The organism is Rhizobium sp. BK661 (assembly GCF_024808825.1).
In the GTDB taxonomy this organism is placed as follows: domain Bacteria; phylum Pseudomonadota; class Alphaproteobacteria; order Rhizobiales; family Rhizobiaceae; genus Rhizobium.
Window position 1 is genome coordinate 17,483 of the sequence record NZ_JANTYT010000018.1, and the last position, 17,101, is coordinate 34,583.

11 protein-coding genes are annotated in these 17,101 nt (G+C 61.4%); 1 reads left to right on the forward strand and 10 read right to left on the reverse strand.

Going from position 1 to position 17,101, the window contains the following annotated elements:
- Positions 1–8: 8 nt before the first annotated feature.
- The 9 genes from FHX16_RS24985 to FHX16_RS25025 form a co-directional block, all read right to left on the reverse strand.
- Positions 9–2,723: an ABC transporter ATP-binding protein gene (locus FHX16_RS24985; protein ID WP_259130925.1), complete on the reverse strand. Its 2,715-nt coding sequence runs from the start codon at positions 2,721–2,723 to the stop codon at positions 9–11.
- Between the two features lie 195 nt (positions 2,724–2,918).
- Positions 2,919–4,052, reverse strand: coding sequence for a glycosyltransferase family protein (locus FHX16_RS24990; protein ID WP_259130926.1), 1,134 nt, complete (start codon positions 4,050–4,052; stop codon positions 2,919–2,921).
- Positions 4,049–5,296 (reverse strand): glycosyltransferase, encoded by a 1,248-nt coding sequence (locus FHX16_RS24995; protein WP_259131015.1) that lies wholly within the window; start codon positions 5,294–5,296, stop codon positions 4,049–4,051. The genes FHX16_RS24990 and FHX16_RS24995 overlap by 4 nt, the downstream gene beginning before the upstream one ends.
- Positions 5,297–5,307: 11 nt before the next feature.
- A complete protein-coding gene (locus FHX16_RS25000; protein ID WP_183757338.1) occupies positions 5,308–6,516 on the reverse strand; it encodes a glycosyltransferase family protein in 1,209 nt (402 codons plus the stop codon).
- A gap of 89 nt (positions 6,517–6,605) precedes the next feature.
- Positions 6,606–7,778 (reverse strand): ABC transporter permease, encoded by a 1,173-nt coding sequence (locus FHX16_RS25005; RefSeq protein WP_183757337.1) that lies wholly within the window; start codon positions 7,776–7,778, stop codon positions 6,606–6,608.
- Entirely contained in the window at positions 7,779–8,777 is a 999-nt protein-coding gene (locus FHX16_RS25010; protein ID WP_016557565.1) for an ABC transporter permease, read from the reverse strand.
- A 3-nt stretch (positions 8,778–8,780) separates the two neighbouring features.
- Positions 8,781–10,694 carry an ABC transporter substrate-binding protein gene (locus FHX16_RS25015; protein ID WP_259130929.1) on the reverse strand — a complete coding sequence of 638 codons (1,914 nt, stop codon included), beginning with the start codon at positions 10,692–10,694 and terminating at the stop codon, positions 8,781–8,783.
- Positions 10,688–12,580: an ABC transporter ATP-binding protein gene (locus FHX16_RS25020; RefSeq protein ID WP_259130931.1), complete on the reverse strand. Its 1,893-nt coding sequence runs from the start codon at positions 12,578–12,580 to the stop codon at positions 10,688–10,690. The genes FHX16_RS25015 and FHX16_RS25020 overlap by 7 nt, the downstream gene beginning before the upstream one ends.
- 134 nt (positions 12,581–12,714) lie before the next feature.
- Entirely contained in the window at positions 12,715–14,076 is a 1,362-nt protein-coding gene (locus FHX16_RS25025; protein ID WP_183757334.1) for an adenylate/guanylate cyclase domain-containing protein, read from the reverse strand.
- Between the two features lie 466 nt (positions 14,077–14,542).
- Between FHX16_RS25025 and FHX16_RS25030 the strand changes: the two genes are divergently transcribed.
- Positions 14,543–15,883, forward strand: a complete 1,341-nt coding sequence (locus FHX16_RS25030; protein ID WP_259130934.1) for a nucleotide sugar dehydrogenase — start codon at positions 14,543–14,545, stop codon at positions 15,881–15,883.
- Here the strand turns inward: FHX16_RS25030 and FHX16_RS25035 are convergent.
- Positions 15,873–17,051 carry a DUF3095 domain-containing protein gene (locus FHX16_RS25035; protein ID WP_183757332.1) on the reverse strand — a complete coding sequence of 393 codons (1,179 nt, stop codon included), beginning with the start codon at positions 17,049–17,051 and terminating at the stop codon, positions 15,873–15,875. The two genes, FHX16_RS25030 and FHX16_RS25035, sit on opposite strands and share 11 nt — an antisense overlap.
- Positions 17,052–17,101: the final 50 nt, after the last annotated feature.

The following is a 17,101-nucleotide window of genomic DNA, read 5'->3' on the forward strand; positions in this document are numbered from 1 at the left end:
TTAGAGTATTACGATAACAGTTCCTTGAACATACCGTTTTGCTCGGAAAGCTCCGGAAAGTTGCCCGCCTCGGCCAGCGTTCCCCTGTCGAAGAGCAGGATCCGGTCGAAGATCTCCGCCAGTTTCGCGTTCGACAGCACCCAGATGATGGCCGGTTTTTCGCCTTCCTTGTGCAGGCCCTCGACGATGTTCCTCGTGATCGCGTCCTGCACGCGCTGATCAAGCGCCGATAGCGGCCTGTTGAAGATCAGGTAATCAGAGCGTTTCAGGAGCGCGCGAGCAAGGTTCAGCTTCTGGCGCTGCACCATGGTGAGCCGCTTTCCGCCGGAGCCGACGTCGAATTCGAGGCCGATCGACATGACGTCGTTGGCAAGGCCGAGCGATTCAAAGAGGTCCCCCATCATCGACCGGATGCTGTCGGACGCATCCGCCTGCTGGTAGGCGATGCGTCCGAAAAGGACATTGTCCATCAGGCTCGCGGACGAGATGAAGTTCTCCGGATCGTAGCGTTCGATCACGGCTGCAAGATCATCCGGAATCTTCTCGTGGAACTGCTTGCGGGCGCTGACGATCTTGTCCATCAGCTCCTCGGTCAGAAGACCGAAACGATGCCGTGGCTCGATATAGGCGAAACTCAGCCGGATGATGGCCGAGCGTTCCTCGGGCGTTGCGTCGTCGAACTGCCGGCTCTGCAGCTTCTGCAGCAGCGCCTGGTAGGTCGGGATGTCATCTGCCGTCATGAAGGTCAGCTGCTGGAAGAACGGGTGGTCTGGCGGCAGGTCGTGGAAGAGCTCGACCGCGTTCTCCGCAATCTCCAGGCCCATTTCCCACAGATCGTTGCTCAGCCCGGTCTCCCGGAACAGCGTCTGGAAATAGGGATGCGCCGCTAGCCTGCGGTTGTTCATCAGCGGCCGCTTCATCGATCCGAACAGAAGGTTTTCGCCGACCGTCGCCTGGGGATTGTAGGCATCGAAATCAAAGGGCACGACGATGTTGCCATTCTCGGACTCCCGCATGCGCTGGCGCAGCGTCTCCCTGAGTTCAACGATGTGCTCGGCAAGCGCGACATGGACCGTGGTGTCGACGGTCGAGCGCAACGCAAGGTCGAGAATTTCCTGCGAAATCAGAACGGCGTCGAGCACCGGGCGGATTGCCGTCAGAATGTCGTTCGGACCCGTCGCACCGGCGGCGTGGTAATCTACCCAGTCGCTGTTGATGTCCATCGTCGGATTGCCGGCCTTGATGGCCTCCTCGGCATGCCACTTCGCCTCCTGGGCGGCCTTGCCATCGTAGTCAGGCTCCTTGAGCGGCGCGTGCTTCAGGCCGTAGAGCAGGTTGTCGCGCAGTGTTCCGTGGAAAAAATAGGCATCGGCGGACGCGTAGGAAATCCGTCGGCCGGTTACGGCCTCCGGCAGGTCGAGGAGATCCTTGCCGTCGATCGTGACGCGGCCTGAATCGGGCCACACCAGTCGACCGAGCGCTTCTGCGAAGGCCTCCGCCCCGCTGGAGTTCGGGCCGACCACGGCAACCGTCTCGTTCGGCTTGATCTCGACCGAAACGTGGTCGACCAGTCGCGCGCCACTGTCGTCGCTGACGGTCAAATTGGTGACGACGAGCGGCGCCGTCAAAGCGCCAACCGCCTCCGGCGATAGGTCCTGGATCCTGCCCTCGATCAGAGGCTCGACATTGAACTGCTCGTAGACCTGCTGGTACTTGACCTGCACGTCCTGGCGCATCTGGTCCCAGTCGATCAGTTCCTTGAGCGGACCCGGCAGGTCCTTGTAGGCGCTGATGACGGCGACGAGCTGGCCGATATCGAGCCGGCCCTGCAAGGCAAGATAACCGCCGATGGCGTAAAACAGGAAGGGTGTTACCTGGGCAAGAAAGTTGTTCAGGAACTTGACCAGGAACTTCCACTGGTAGAGGTCGTAGCGGATCGAGAAGATCAGGCCTAGGCGGGCGGCGATATCGGCGCGCTCGTAGTTCGACGTGTCGTTGCCATGGATCGTTCCGATGCCATCTACGATCTCGCCGACACGACCCGACAGTTCACGCGCCGTCAGCTGACGCTGGCGACCAAGCTCGAGCAGCCGCTTTCTCATGCGCGGGATTACGACCGCCTGGACGCCGACAATGGCAGCCGCAATCATGCCCAGCCAGAAGTTCTGGACGATGATGAAGGCGAGCGCAGTCACAGCCTGACCGCCAAGCAGGGCCGGGGCGACGAAGGCGTCACCGGTGAAGCCGCCCATCGGTTCGACCTCGTCCTTGATCATCGTCGCGATCTCGGCCGACTTGACGCGCTTGAAATGCGATGGCGGGAATCGCAGGACCCGGTCGATCAGCTCAAAGCGAATACGCCGCAGCATGCGCTCGCCAAGCCTGCCCTTGTAGGTGTTGATGTAGAATTTGAAAAGCCCGTTCAGAACCACAAGCGCCAGAAAGACGAGGCTCAGCCCCATCAGCATCTGCAGACGGTCAAGTTGAACGCCCTTGAAGAATTCCACCTCGCCGAAGAAGGGCAAGGTATAGGCGATCCGCATGAAGGTCTGCGTCGCGCCCTCGCCCTCGAAGCCCGCCCCCTGAATAGGACCGTTGACGATCTGTTTCGGCAAGTCAAAAGACAGGAAGTACGGGATCATGGAAATCGCGACAACCGCCAGGATCCAGAGCTGCTGCAGCCGCGTGTTCGACCAGATGTAACGCGCGAGGCTTTTTTCCATTGCTAACCGTCAATTGCCTGGGAAATCTGGGGGGCAATGGACCTGCGGCAGAACGATGAGGAATGCCGAATAGGGACCATGCAACCGGACCGCCGGATTTCAATATGAAAACAAGGCGAATCGACGTGCCGTCGTCATGTCGATTCTCGCCGGGATATTTTTTATATCACATGACTTTCGAAAAGTGCGAGGGTTTCAGCCAGCCAGTGAACGAATGATTGCCGCCGTCTTTTCTGCTCCGGCAAGGTCGAGAGCCATAGGACCGCTCCGGAGCGCCGACAACGCGGTCTCGACGGCCTCGGCAACGATCCCCGGCGTCAACCCGGCCTCCGGCAGGATATCGGCAAGTCCAAGCGCCCTCAGCCGCTCGGCGCGCACCGTCTGCTCTGTCTCGCCGCCGGCAACAAAGGGGACGAGGATTGCCCGGCAGTCCGCCTGCAGGAGATCGCCGACCGTGTTGTAGCCCGCCTGCGAGATCGAGACACGCGCGCCCCGCAGAAGTGACGGAAAGTCCTTGCGGAAGCGCTGGAGCGTGACATTCTGAGGCGCAGCAGAGGCAAGCTCTGCAAAATCACGCTCCGGAAGATTGGGACCGCTGATCAACAGCCAGCGCAACGTTTCCGGAAGCCTTTCCGCCGCCCCGCTTGCCGCCCGAAGCAGGTCGATGCCGACAGCACCACCACCGGCTGACGCGATCACATCGAAGACCTCGGCCGGTTCTGCGGCCCGGGGGGCTGTCACCATGCCGGTGTAGTGCACTTTCGCGGCAATGTCGGCAGCCAGCGGAAATGTCTCTTCCAGCCGCACGAAGCTGGGGTCGCCGTGCACCAGCACACCATCGAAATGATCCCGCACGAGGGCTGCCGTCTCCTCGTTGCGTCCTGGCTTGCGGTTTTCCTGCAGGATATCGCGAACCGAACTCAACAGCTTCGGCCTTGGATGCGACTGCTCGATCGCCTCGATGAGCGGCAGAAGCTCGAAGCGCATCTGGCGCCTGCCGAAGGGAAACGCCTCGACGATGACGATATCGGGCTTCGCGCGATCGTAGGCCGAGAGCAGCATATCCCGACGCCGGCCAAGAAACGCCTCGTCCGCTGCAACCCCGTTTTCATCCGCAAGTCCGGTAAAACCCGCATTGCTCGCCACGACTGGCGGCAGTTCCACCGTGGTGACGCCTTCACCCGGAAAGCCCGGGACCGGCAGGCCGCCGGTGACGACGGTGACGTCGAAGCCGTCGCGAACAAGGGCTGACGCAATGCGGCTTGCCCGGGCAATATGCCCGATGCCAAGCAGGTGCTGGACGTAGAAGAAGACGCTTTGTCTGGTCATGAGGCTTTTCGCCACTCCTCCTCGAAGAGCTGTCCAAGCTGGTCGATGCTTGCCTCGTGATCGAAATGCTCGCGCACGCGCCGCTCTGCGGCATCGCCAAGCTGCATGCGCCTTGTAGGATCGCCAATCAGCGCAGCAAGCGCCGCCGCAAATGCCGCTGGATCCTCCGGCGGCACGACCATGCCGTTGACGCCGTCAATCAGAAGCTCCGGAACTCCCGATACCGATGTCGACACGCAGGGCAGGCGCTGGCTCGACGCCTCCACCAGCACGTTCGGCAGGCCGTCGCGGTCGCCGTCTGAGGCAATGCGACAGGCAAGCGCGAAGACATCGGCCCGCCGGTAATGCTCGAGCACATCTTCCTGGGCAAGCGCCCCTTTCCAGGTGACCCGATCGCCTACACCGAGTTCTCTCGCAAGCGCCTGCAATCTTGAAAGCTTGTCTCCCCCGCCAATATGCTCGAAGCGCCAATTGAGATCAGGGGGCAGCAGGGCAAGCGCTCTCAGGAGCGTTTCGTAGCCCTTCTTCTCCACCGCGCGCCCGACGCTCAAGAGAAGCACGGGATCAGCCGGGTCGCCGCCGTCGCGCCTCGATCGCGCGCCAGCGAAATGGCCGAAGCGTGCGAGATCGAGGCCATGGTAGCTCAGATGCACCGCATCCGTGCGCGGCGTCAGGGTGCGCATGTGGTCATATCCGCTGCGCGTGCAGGTCACGGTCCAGCGGGCGCTGCCGAGTTTTTCGTGCAGGTCCCAGTCAGGCGAGGTCCAGATATCCTTGGCATGCGCCGAGCAGGTCCAGGGAACGCCGGTCAGGATGCTCGCATATTCGGTGACCGAGGCCGGCGTGTGGATGAAATGCGCATGCAGCCAGCCGCCGTTGTCAGGCCATTCACGGCCAAGGACGAAGGCCTGCCCAAGCCGGCGGAAGCGATTGCGCGACACATCGCGTCCGAGGTCCTTCAGGAACCGCTTCCAAAGCGCCTTTATCCCCGGCTTGCCAAAGCTCGCAATAAGGCCCTTCAGGACGCGCAACGGCTCCTCGTGGAGATACTCCGGAAGGTAGATGACGCGGGCCTTGATCTCGTCATGGACCGGATGACGCTTCTTGTCCGTGGGCCGACGCATCGAGATCAGCGTCAGGTCGAAGCCGGCCTTCTCCAGGCCGAGCAGTTCCTGCGCGATAAAGGTTTCCGAGAGGCGCGGATAGCCTTTCAGAACGACGAGAATCTTGCGGCGTTGCATCAGGATCCTGGACTTTACTCGGCCCCGACGACCGACAGGTGGCGGCCGCGGCCATCCAGCCAGCGACCGACGGTCTCAGAGATGTGATCAAGGCCCTGGAGCTGCAGGGTACAGCCGCTTTCTGAAGGCGGTGCGCGATTTGGAAGGCGCTTGAGCGCTTCGGACATCACGGCCGGATCCGCGGACTGGTCCGGCAGAAGCATGTCGATGAGACCAAGTTCGCTCGCCCGCTGGGCGCGCAGCAACTGCTCCTCGCGCGGCTTCACGCGGGGCACGATCAGAGCAGGCTTGTCGAAGGACAGGATCTCGCAATAGGTATTGTAGCCCCCCATGGCGACGACACCGGTGGCACCGACGATCAGCTCTTCCATGTGATTGTCGAACTCGATGACCTCGATATAGGGAATGCGCGAACCCTTGGCGACGAGCTTGGAACGTTCGGCCGCCGGCATGTACGGCCCGAGGACAACGAGCGCCTTCAACTGTAGGCTGGCGTCCTGCTCGTAGGCGTTCATGACATCGTGAACCAGATCCGATCCGTCGCCGCCCCCGCCTGTCGTGACCAGGATGTAGTTGTCGGAGCGCGCATTGATCGACGTCTTGCTCGACGAGACGCTGCGCTGGAGGAAGCCGACGAAATCCATTTTCCGGCGCACACTCGCGGGCACGTCGAGCCCAATCAGCGGATCGTAGAAATCCGGCGGGCCGTAGACCCAGACGGAATCATAGTACTGGTCGATCTTCTGCATGATGCCGTTGCGCTTCCACTCGGCATCGAGCAGGTGCGAGGCATCCATGATCTCGCGCAGGCCAAGCACCAGTACTGTGCCGCGGGCCTTGAGATAGGCAAGCGTTTCCTCGACTTCACCCTTCAGTCCCATCGGCTCCTTGTCGACGATGAAGATGTCGGGCTGGAAGGTTTCCGCAGTATGGCGAATGCTCGATTCGCGCATCTTGAGCGTTTCGTGCAGGTCAATATGGCTCGCCATCGACGTATATTCGCCGTTGCGAAGCTTGATGACGCTCGGAATTTTCACGAAGTCAACGCGTGCACGGTAATCAAACGCACCCGCAATCGTCGCCCCTGAAATGATAAGAATGTTGAGACCGCGATAATCCTCGACCAGGGCATGCGCGATGGCCCGGCACCGACGCAGGTGACCGAGCCCGAACGTGTCGTGGCTGTACATGAGGATACGGGCATCTTCCAGGCGCCGGGCCATGGGCGCTCCTTCTGCGCTTGATGTCATACTAGCACCGCCGGTTTCCGCTCGCAGTCAGCAGACAGAGCGGTGCTCCGCCGGGCTGGCCGCTATTTGTAGGGATCTGCCGCATCACGCAAGCCGTCTCCCAGAAAGTTGAACGCCAAAATTACCAGAACGACCGGTATAATCGGAAATAACAACCATGGATAGAACGCGATGACACTTACGCTCTTCGCCTCGGTCAGGAGAATACCCCAGCTGGTGATCGGCGGGCGCAGACCCAGTCCAAGGAAACTCAGTGCCGTCTCGCCGAGAATCATGCCCGGGATCGAAATCGTCGCCGAGGCGATCAGATGGGACATGAAGCCGGGAACCAGGTGCCTGCCGATGATGCGGGGCGTGCTCGCTCCCATCAGCTGGGCAGCCTGGACATAGTCTTCCTCGCGCAGCGCCAGAAGTTTCGAGCGCACGGCACGCGCCAGTCCCGTCCAGTCGATGATCCCGAGAATCACGGTGATCCCGAAATAGATGACGATCGGGCTCCAGGTCACCGGCATAATTGCCGCAAGCGCCATCCAGAGCGGCAGGCTCGGCAGCGACTGCAGCACCTCGATCAGGCGCTGGACGATCAGGTCGAAGATGCCGCCCCAGTAGCCGGCAAGTCCGCCGATGATGATCCCGAGGCAGAAACTGATGGCAATGCCGATCAGGCCGATCGTCAGCGAAATCCGAGCCCCGTACAAAATGCGTGAGAGCACGTCGCGACCGAGGCGATCGGTGCCAAGCAGAAACATCTGCCCGCCGACCGCCGGGCAGACCAGATGCCGGTCCATGCTCACCAGTCCCCAGAACTTGTAGCCGTCACCGCGGCAGAAGAAACGGATCGGCTGCACATCGTCAGGCTTGTCGGTGTAGATCCGATGGAGCGTGTCGAGGTCGAGCGACATGCTGCGGCCATAGACGAACGGGCCGACGAAATTCCCGTTGTGGAAGAAATGCACCCGCTGTGGCGGCGCATGGATGAAGTCGACATTCTTGGTGTGCAGCCCGTAGGGCGCAATGAATTCGACGATGATGATCATCAGATAGGTGCAAAGCAGGAAGACGCCCGAGGCGAGCGCCAGCCGGTGCTGCTTGAACTTCCACCACATCAGATGCTTTTGCGAGGCGAGATGGATGCGCGACTGCGCAGCCCCCATTCCCTCGGTCGCGGTGGGATCGAAGGGCGCCGTGGAGACGTAGTGTGGCATGGGTGCGCCGGGCGGTGGCAAGGGCGACATCTATTTGGTGCTCCTGCCTTGCAGGCGAATACGCGGATCGAGGAAGCCGAGTGCGATGTCGGAGACGAGAACCCCGATCACGTTGAGGAAGGCGAGGAACATCAGGAACGAGCCTGCAAGATACATGTCCTGGCTCTGCAATGCCTTGATGAGCATCGGGCCTGTCGTTTCGAGAGACAGGACGATCGCGACGATTTCCGCGCCGGAAATAATCGATGGCAAAATCGACCCGATGTCGGCAACGAAGAAGTTGAGCGCCATGCGAAGCGGATATTTCACCAGCGCCCGCAACGGGTGGAGACCCTTGGCACGGGCGGTGACGACATACTGTTTCTGCATCTCGTCGAGCAGGTTGGCCCTGAGGCGCCGGATCATGCCGGCTGTCCCTGCCGTGCCGACGATGATCACGGGTATCCACAGATGCGACAGGATCGATCGCGCCTTTTCCCAGCTCATCGGCTCGTTCAGGAACTTCTGGTCCATCAGGTGCCCGATCGAGACGCCGAACCAGATGTTGGCGAAGTACATCAGGATCAGCGCCAGCATGAAGTTCGGGATGGCGATGCCGAGAAGGCCGAGGAATGTCAGGCCGTAATCACCCCAGCTATACTGGTGGGTTGCCGAATAGATGCCGATCGGGAAGGCGATCAGCCAGGTAAGCAGGATCGTCGAAAAGGACACCAGCATCGTCAGCCATAGGCGATCGCCGACCACCTCCGAGACGGGCAGCTGGTATTCGAAGGAGTAGCCAAAGTCGCCGTGCAGCATGCCGCCGACCCAGTAGAAGTAGCGCAGGATCTCGGGCTTGTCGAAACCGTACTGCTTGCGGAGCTCCTCGATTTCCTGAAGGTTTGCGCTTTCCCCCTGCGCCCGCAGTTCGGCGATCTGGCTTTCGAAGAAGTCGCCTGGCGGCAGCTCGATGATGGTAAAGACGAGTGCCGAGATGATGAACAGCGTCGGCACCATCGCGGCAATGCGCCAGAGGATATATTTCAGCATTCCTCAGGCCTCCTTGAACCAGAAGGAATCCGGCATGTAGAGGCCGAGATAGGAGGTCGGATCGAAGCCATAGAGCGCCTCCGTCGGCACGTTCTGGAGCTTTGCCGAGCTCAGGATCGGCTGCAGGGTGCTATTGATCAGGCCGATCGAGAAGACCTGCTGGGTATAGAGCGACAGCATCTGGTGCCAGATCACCTCGCGCTCCTCGAACCGCATGGTATCGCCCCAATGCTTCAGGAGATCGACGAGCTGCTGGACCTCGGGCAGGTCCGGCGGACTGCCTTCCTGTCCGGCCGAGAGGTAATGCATTCCCCAGAGTGGCCATTGCAGCTGGTCGTCCATGGTCGGCGCGAGCTGGCCCGGGGACATGTCGGCGGTTGCGACACCGTTTTCGATGCCGTACCAGATCGACATCATGATCGTGCCGCTCATGGCGCGGCTGCGGAACACATCGCGCTGCGAAGTGCGGGTGTAAAGGGCGATGCCCACCTCGCGCCAATGATCACGCACCAGCTCCAGGACATCGGTATCGAGGTTGCTCTCGCCAGCCGTCTCGACGGTGATCTCGGCGCGGCGGCCATCCGGCAGGAGACGGATCCCCTCGTCGTCCCGGTCCTTCAGCCCCACCTCGTCAAGGAGCTTGTTTGCCTGATCCTTGTCATGCGCGATGAACGCATCCGCATATTCCTGCCGGAAGAGCGGGCTGTCGGGCAGTACGGTGTCGGCGCTTGCCTTGCCGAGACCGTAGAAGGCTACCATGTTGATCTCGTGCCGGTCGATCGCGAGCGACAGGGCGCGCCTTACGCGAGTTTCGCGGAAGAGCTTGCGCCAGACATCGTCGGCACAGTTTAGGTTCGGCAGCAGCGCCACGCGCGACCCACGCACCTGCTTCCAAAGGTTGACCTTTACGGGGAACCGCTTTTCTGCATCCTTCAGGAAGGTGTAGTCGTTGAAGTCGACGCCGGTGGCCTGCAGGTCGGATTCACCGGCACCCGCCTTTGCCGCGATGATCGAGGACGAGCTGACGTTCAGGATGAACTTGTCGATATAGGGAAGCTGTACTCCGTTCTCGTCAACCCGGTGGAAGAAGGGATTGCGCACGAACACGAACTGTTCCGAGGGCAGGGGGGTGGTGTTCTGCCATGGATCGAGCGTCGGCAGCTCGGGATTCTCGGGGCGCGATGCCCGCGACATCTTGATGTGCAGGTCCGCCCACTTCTTGACCCGGTTCTGCTTCATCAGCGCCGAGAGACGAAAATCGTCCTGGTACTTCTTGTGAAACTGCTTGAGGTAGTGGCCAGGCCCGAAAATCACGAGAGGCAGCGGGCCGGCGAGGGCCGGCATGAACATCGGGTTCGGCCGCTCCCAGCTGTATCGTACCGTCAGGTTATCGACGACCTCGAATTTCGGCAGGTTGCCATGCGGCCTGAGCTCGAGCGCGCCACCGCCCGGTGTCAGGTTCTTGTCGAGGATCACGTCCTCCCACCAGTATTGGAAATCGTCGACCGTGAACGGGTGGCCGTCGGACCAGCGATGTCCCTCGCGCAGGTGGAAGGTGAAGACTGTATCGTCGGTCGATTCAAAACCAAGCAGGATATCGGGCTGGAACACCAGGTGCTTGTCGTAACCGACCAGGCGGGAATAGCCATAGACGGTCATGTAGCGGATGTCCTTCTGGCTGCCGATGATCGTGCGCACCGTGCCGCCATAAACGCCGGGTTGCCGCCCCGCCGCCCTCATGTTGACGATCCGCGGATGTGCCGGCAGCCGGTCCGCCATGGGAGGAATGCGACCGGCCCGTAGCCAGTCCCGCAAAAACTCCGGCTCTATGTCACGGTCTTCCGAGGCCGCCTTCCCGGCAGCGGGAAGGACGGTCGAGCCAATCAGGCCAGTCAGAAATGTGCGTCGCGTTACCATGAGCGGAGCTCCTTTGCGTCCGCACCCTTGCGGGCCCTGACAAGGTGACCGTTGCCGAGATCGGCGTAGTCGAGCTCGGAAGCGTCGTCGTGTTCAGCCGTAAAGGTGACACCCCAGTTCTGCTTGTCGGCGGCGCCGTTCCTTCGCAGCGCCTCGAAGTCGAGTGGCCGGTCGAGGTCGGGGAAGGGAACGGCTGCCAGAAGCGACTTCGTGTAGGGATGGACAGGATCGCGCAGAATGATCGAGCGGGGCGCGATCTCGACAATGCGTCCCTTGCACATGACGGCGATCCGGTCGGCCATGTAATCGACGACCGCAAGGTTGTGCGAAATGAAAAGGTAGGTGAGCCCGAGTTCCTTCTGCAGGTCCTTGAGCAGGTTCAGGATCTGCGCCTGGACCGAGACGTCGAGCGCCGACACAGGCTCGTCGAGGATGATGAGCTTCGGCCCGAGCGCCAGTGCGCGGGCAATGCCGATGCGCTGGCGCTGGCCTCCGGAGAAGCTGTGCGGATAGCGGTTCAGGTAGCGCCGGTCCAGTCCGATCGCCCCCATCAGCGCCTCGACGCGCTGCTTGCGCTCGTCGCTGTTGCCGCGGTCATGGATCTCCAGCGGCTCGCTGAGGATGTTCCGGACCGTCATGCGCGGCGACAGCGAGGACACCGGGTCCTGAAACACCATCTGGACCTTCGTACGCAACTCCTGCAGGTCGTCGCCGTTGACAGAGAGAACATCGATGACGTCCTTGCCGTCGTTGAAGATCACCGAACCGCTATCGGGTGTCACGGCCCGCATCAGGATCTTGCTGACGGTCGTCTTGCCGCATCCGGATTCGCCGACGAGCCCGAGGCATTCACCCCTGCGGATGTCGAAGCTGACATCATCGACCGCGCGGACGACAGCAGCTTCGCGGGTTCCGAACAGGCCGCGATTGCGCGTCTTGAAGCTCTTCGAGAGATTGTTGACCGAGAGCAGCAATTCCGGTCCCTCGGCCTTCACCTTCTTCTTGCCGATCAGGGATTCCAGATTTACGGGAACATCCCTGAGCGCCTTGAGGCGCTCGCCTTCCCGCATGTCGAAATGCGGCACTGCAGCCATGAGCCCTTTGAGATAGGGATGCTGCGGGTTGCGGAAGATCGGACCGACCGGTCCCGCTTCCATGATCTCGCCGTGGTAGATCACCACGACCTCGTCGGCCATGTTGGCGACGACGCCGAGGTCGTGGGTAATCAGAAGCATTGCCATGCCGAGCTTGTGCTGCAGGTCGCGCAACAGCTCGAGGATCTGCGCCTGGATTGTCACGTCGAGCGCCGTCGTCGGCTCGTCGGCAATCAGAAGCGCCGGGTTGCAGATCAGGGCCATCGCGATCATCGCGCGCTGCCGCATGCCGCCCGAAAGCTCGAAGGGATACATGTCGAAGGTTCGCTTCGGATCGGCAAAGCCAACGAGGCCGAGCATTTCCTCGGTCTTCTCGCGAGCCTCCTTCTTGTCGGCTTCCGTATGGATCAGAAGTGCTTCACTGATCTGGTTGCCGACCGTGTGCAATGGCGACAGCGATGTCATGGGCTCCTGAAAGATCGTCGCCATGCGTCGACCGCGCAGGTCACGAATTTCCTCGCTGTCGCGCGAATACCTCAGGATGTCGGTGGTCTTGCCGTTCAGGGGGTCGGTAAACAGGATACGGCCTTCAGCCGTCGCGGCATTCGGGAGGATGCCCATGACGGCCTGGCTGATGACGGATTTTCCAGAGCCGGATTCTCCGACCAGGGCCGTCACCTTGCCTGGCAATATGCGAAGATTGGCGTTTCTTACGACGCGCAGTCGATCGCCGAAAACCGAGAATGAAATGTCGAGGTTCTCGATGCGCAACAGATCCGAGGCGGACGCCATACCAATGATATTCCCCAGTTTTTCTTTGTTCCCGTGCAGGCACACTACCGTACCGCAATGAGGGTGTCCAGTTGATGACGGACACGCAAAAAATGGGGCGTTTCAAGGGATTGAAAAGGCCGGCGACCGGCCCTTTACCGCGCGTCGGGACCCTGCTGGACGAACGTCTCGACAGCAGGCTTCACGGCCTGCCGGCGTGCGTCGCGATGAAGCATGATGACCTGCTCGGCTTCCGAAAGCGCTGCCGGCGCCACCTCGTGAAAGCCTTCCTCGACATGGATCGCCGGTGCCGCAATGCGGGGCTGCAGGACGGTAACCTTCTGGCGGACCCCGCGCAGCTTTTCCTCGCCGAGCGTATGCCATTCGCCGCCGCAGTAGCCGGCAAAAGCCTGGCTCGCCACGACCTCGCTCGAATATTTCTTTGTCAGCGACTGCAGGCGCTGCACTTCGTTGACCGCGGAGCCGAAGGCCGAGAAGGTCAGCCGGTCCTTGAGACCGACATTCCCGAACATCACGTTGCCGACGTGCAGGCCGATGCCGTAGGAAACCTTGCTGAGGCCCTGCTCGAGACGCTCCCTGTTCAGCTCGGCGACACGCGCCTGCGCCTGGTGAACAGCCGTCAACGCCGCCTGGCAGGCAATCTTGGAGGGGTCCTTGTGCCGGCCACAGGGATAGACCGCCAGGAACCCGTCTCCGAGGAAGCTCAGGATTTCGCCACCATTGCGGTTGAAGGGCGCGGCGATTGCGTCGAAGAACTGGTTCAGCGTGTCGATATAGGCCTGCCGGCCCTCCTTCTCGGCATAGACCGTCGATTGCCGCATGTCGCCCATGACGAGCGCGGCGCGGATCGTCTCGCCGTCGCCGCGCCGGATCTGGCCGTTCAGCACCCGCTTGCCGGCATCGCCGCCCAGGTAAGTGGTCAGCATGTTATTGGCGAGCTTGCCGAGGACGGCCATCTTCGCTGCGACGGCCAGGTGGTTCTGCATGCGCAGGAGCGCCTCGATCATGTCGTCGGAAAAGCCTACATGGCTGTCCGTCGACCATGACCCCATCATCCCCTGCACCGACCCGTCGCCGAACGGCTGGACGAAGGCGAGGTAGTCGGTGATCCCCTCCTGCCTAAGGTCGATGAACACCGGAAATTCCGCCGGACCCTCGGCCGGGATGCGGCGTCTTATGTGCTGCAGGTTGTTGTCGAGGAGATAATAATACGGGCTCTGCAGAAAGCGGTCCGGTTTCTGGCCGACGGTGTGGCGATAGCCTTCGATCGTGACGCCGCTCGCACGCCGCCAGGTAAAGCTCAAGGCATCGTAGAGCGGGTGCAGCATCGAGAAGGTCAGGTGCACACGCGCGATCGGCAGGCCAGCGGAGGCGATCCGCTCACAAAATCCGCGAACGATGGTCTCGAGATCATCGCCGGCAAGGGAGGAATTGGTTAGCCATTCGGCAACCCGGTCCAATAAAATAGACGAGACGCTGGATTCGATCGTGCCCATTCTCGGTAATATCCTCATAGAGCACGTCCAACCCAAAAAAACGCCAGAAACCCTGCCTGCAGCATCTTTTGCGCAAGAGGGGGAGGAGGATGGACGAGCGGTAATATAGTGTCAACGATCTGCCGGGAGCACGGCAGTGGCACCTGTCAACCCGTTGATGTGATGGGCAGGGCAGGCAATCCTTTCTCGTTTCGTTACTCCACGTAAATAGGCAGCGCGCAGGTTTCGAACAATGGTCTTGGCGCAGTTTTTGAGGCCCGACCGAATCTCCCGGGACGGGCTGAGTCATTTTTGTCACACTCACCGCAGGCGACAGGATCATCTCGCCGCCCCGGCGCAAGGCCTGTCAGAGTGGCTCTGTCAAAGCCGGTTTCCGGCATCGAACCATGTCGATTGAAGGCGGGTTTCAATTGCCACGGTCTTCCATTAGATCAGGAGAACCTTCAGCATTCACGCGAGATCTTCCTTGCCACGTTCCCCCGCCTATGACGCCCTTTCACGCAAGATTGAAGCACGCACCGCCCGGGCTGGTGTCATCGGGCTCGGCTATGTCGGCCTGCCGCTGGCGATCGCCATTGCCCGTAGCGGCTTTGCCGTCACCGGTTTCGACATCGACCCCGCCAAAGTCGTCTCGCTCGACGCGAAACGCTCCTATATCGATGCCGTCACAAGCGGCGACCTTGCGCTCGCGATCGACGAGAAGCGCTTTTCGCCCACCATAGATTTTGGAGAGCTTGCCGGCTGCGACGTCATCATCATCTGCGTTCCGACACCGCTCACCCGCCACCGCGATCCTGATCTTTCCTTCGTCGAGGCAACGGCCCGGTCGATCGCAGTGCATCTGAGAAGCGGCCAGCTCGTGGTGCTGGAATCGACGACCTATCCCGGCACGACCGACGATGTCGTCAAGGTGATCCTGGAGACCACCGGCCTCAAATCGGGCACCGACTTCTTCGTTGGTTTCTCGCCGGAACGCGAGGATCCGGGCAATCAGCACTTCAACACAGCGACCATCCCGAAGATCGTCGCCGGCGACGGCGCGGATGCCCTCTCGCTGATGGTTGGGTTCTACAGCGCCGCGGTCAAGACCGTCGTTCCGGTCTCGTCCAACGCAACGGCCGAGGCGGTCAAGCTGACGGAGAACATCTTCCGCTCCGTCAACATTGCCCTTGTCAACGAATTGAAGACGGTCTACGCCGCCATGGGGATCGATGTCTGGGAGGTCATCGACGCGGCCAAGACCAAGCCGTTCGGCTACATGCCATTCTATCCCGGCCCCGGCCTCGGCGGGCATTGCATCCCGATCGACCCCTTCTACCTGACCTGGAAGTCGCGCGAATACGAACTGCCGACCCGCTTCATCGAACTTGCCGGCGAGATCAACTCGGCCATGCCGCGCTACGTGGTCGCCAAGCTCGCCGAGGCGCTCGACATGCGTGCCGGCAAGGCGCTCAGCCGCTCGCGGGTGCTGGTTCTTGGTCTCGCCTACAAGAAGAACGTCGCCGACATCCGCGAAAGCCCGTCGCTGCGCTTGATCGAGGTCATCGAGGAGCGTGGCGGGAAGGCTGACTATCACGATCCGCTGGTCGGCGAGATTCCCTCGACACGCGAATATCAGCATCTGAAGGGCCGCGCGTCGGTCGACCTCACCCGCGAAACCATCGCGTCCTATGACGCAATCCTCGTCGCGACGGATCATGACCAGCTCGACTATGCAGCGATCACCCGCAACGCGCCGCTGATCGTCGATACGCGCAACGTCTTTGCGCGGCTCGGCCTTGCCGGAGACCACATCATCAAGGCGTAATGTCGGCGGGGGAAAGCGTCTTGCCTGAGATCTGGCTTGCGGCGACAGCGTAGCCGCCGCTGGCCCCATCGATGAAATGCACGTGGTCGTGCGACATCGGCGTCGGCACGAAGCAGGTCATCAAGGCGGAGGACTGGCGATGCAGCCCATAGCGGGCCACGCCCTTTGCCTCTCCCTCCTCGAGCAGCGCCTCGATCCGGGCAAGGTGCGAAGCATCGACGTCGATCGTCATTTTCAGGCCGTCGTCGAACTTGCGGAAATCGGAATTGCCGGACACCTCCTCGGTATAGCGGCGGGCGTCGAAACGGCCAAGCTTCAGGCCGAACGTGTGCAGCAGGACGATCATGATACTCTGGAACAGGATGAAGAGCTTCGTCCAGAGCCGCTTTCCAGGCGCTGCCAGGGCACGTGCCTCGCGATCGAAACCCTTGAACGAAAAGGAAAACTCGGGGCCACCTGATGGAACCGGGTGGCCGCCGCGCCCCTGTTCTGCCGCCAGCGCAATCACCTCCGTCACGAGCTTGCGGAATTCCGGGCTCGGCCTGCCATCTTCTGCCGGTATGGCTATGATCGAGACGATCTCGCCGTTGTGGGCCTTGATCGGATTCCACCGGCAGGACAAGCCGGTCAGATCGGGCCGAGCCCCTGATGGCGCCGGCTCGATGCCATAAAGACCGTTCTTCATCTGCCGCTCGGCCCAGGACGCGCCGCCGCCGGCAAACATCGCATAGGCGACGTTTTCGCTCGCCGCATGGCGCGCCACACGCACGTCGAGACCCTCCTTGCGAATATCCGCAAGCGGCACGATCGCGATTCGCAGCGCAAGGTCGAGTTCTTCATCCACCCATCGCTGCGTTGCCGCCAACGCGGCGCGCGCTGCCGTCTCGAACTCCTGTGGGAGTGCGACAACGGCACCGTCGCCGCCGAACACATAGGGATAGTCGCCCCTGTCCACCGCGTTCAGGACCGCGGAAATGACGCTGGCGCCGGCCATGTTCACGTCCTTGTAGCGGCCAGCGCCGATGGCCTTGGTCGATCCGACAATGTCGGCAACCGCCAGGAACCAGCCCTCCGGCAGCGGTCGGTAATTGCTCGTGTCGGTCACCCGCTCGAAGTCGGCAAAGACTGGCACGTCGGCGTAGAATCGATCGTTGGAGAGGTCGCTCATCTTCAAAAACCTAGCACAGACCCATGCTCTCACCGCAATGCGATTTTGCA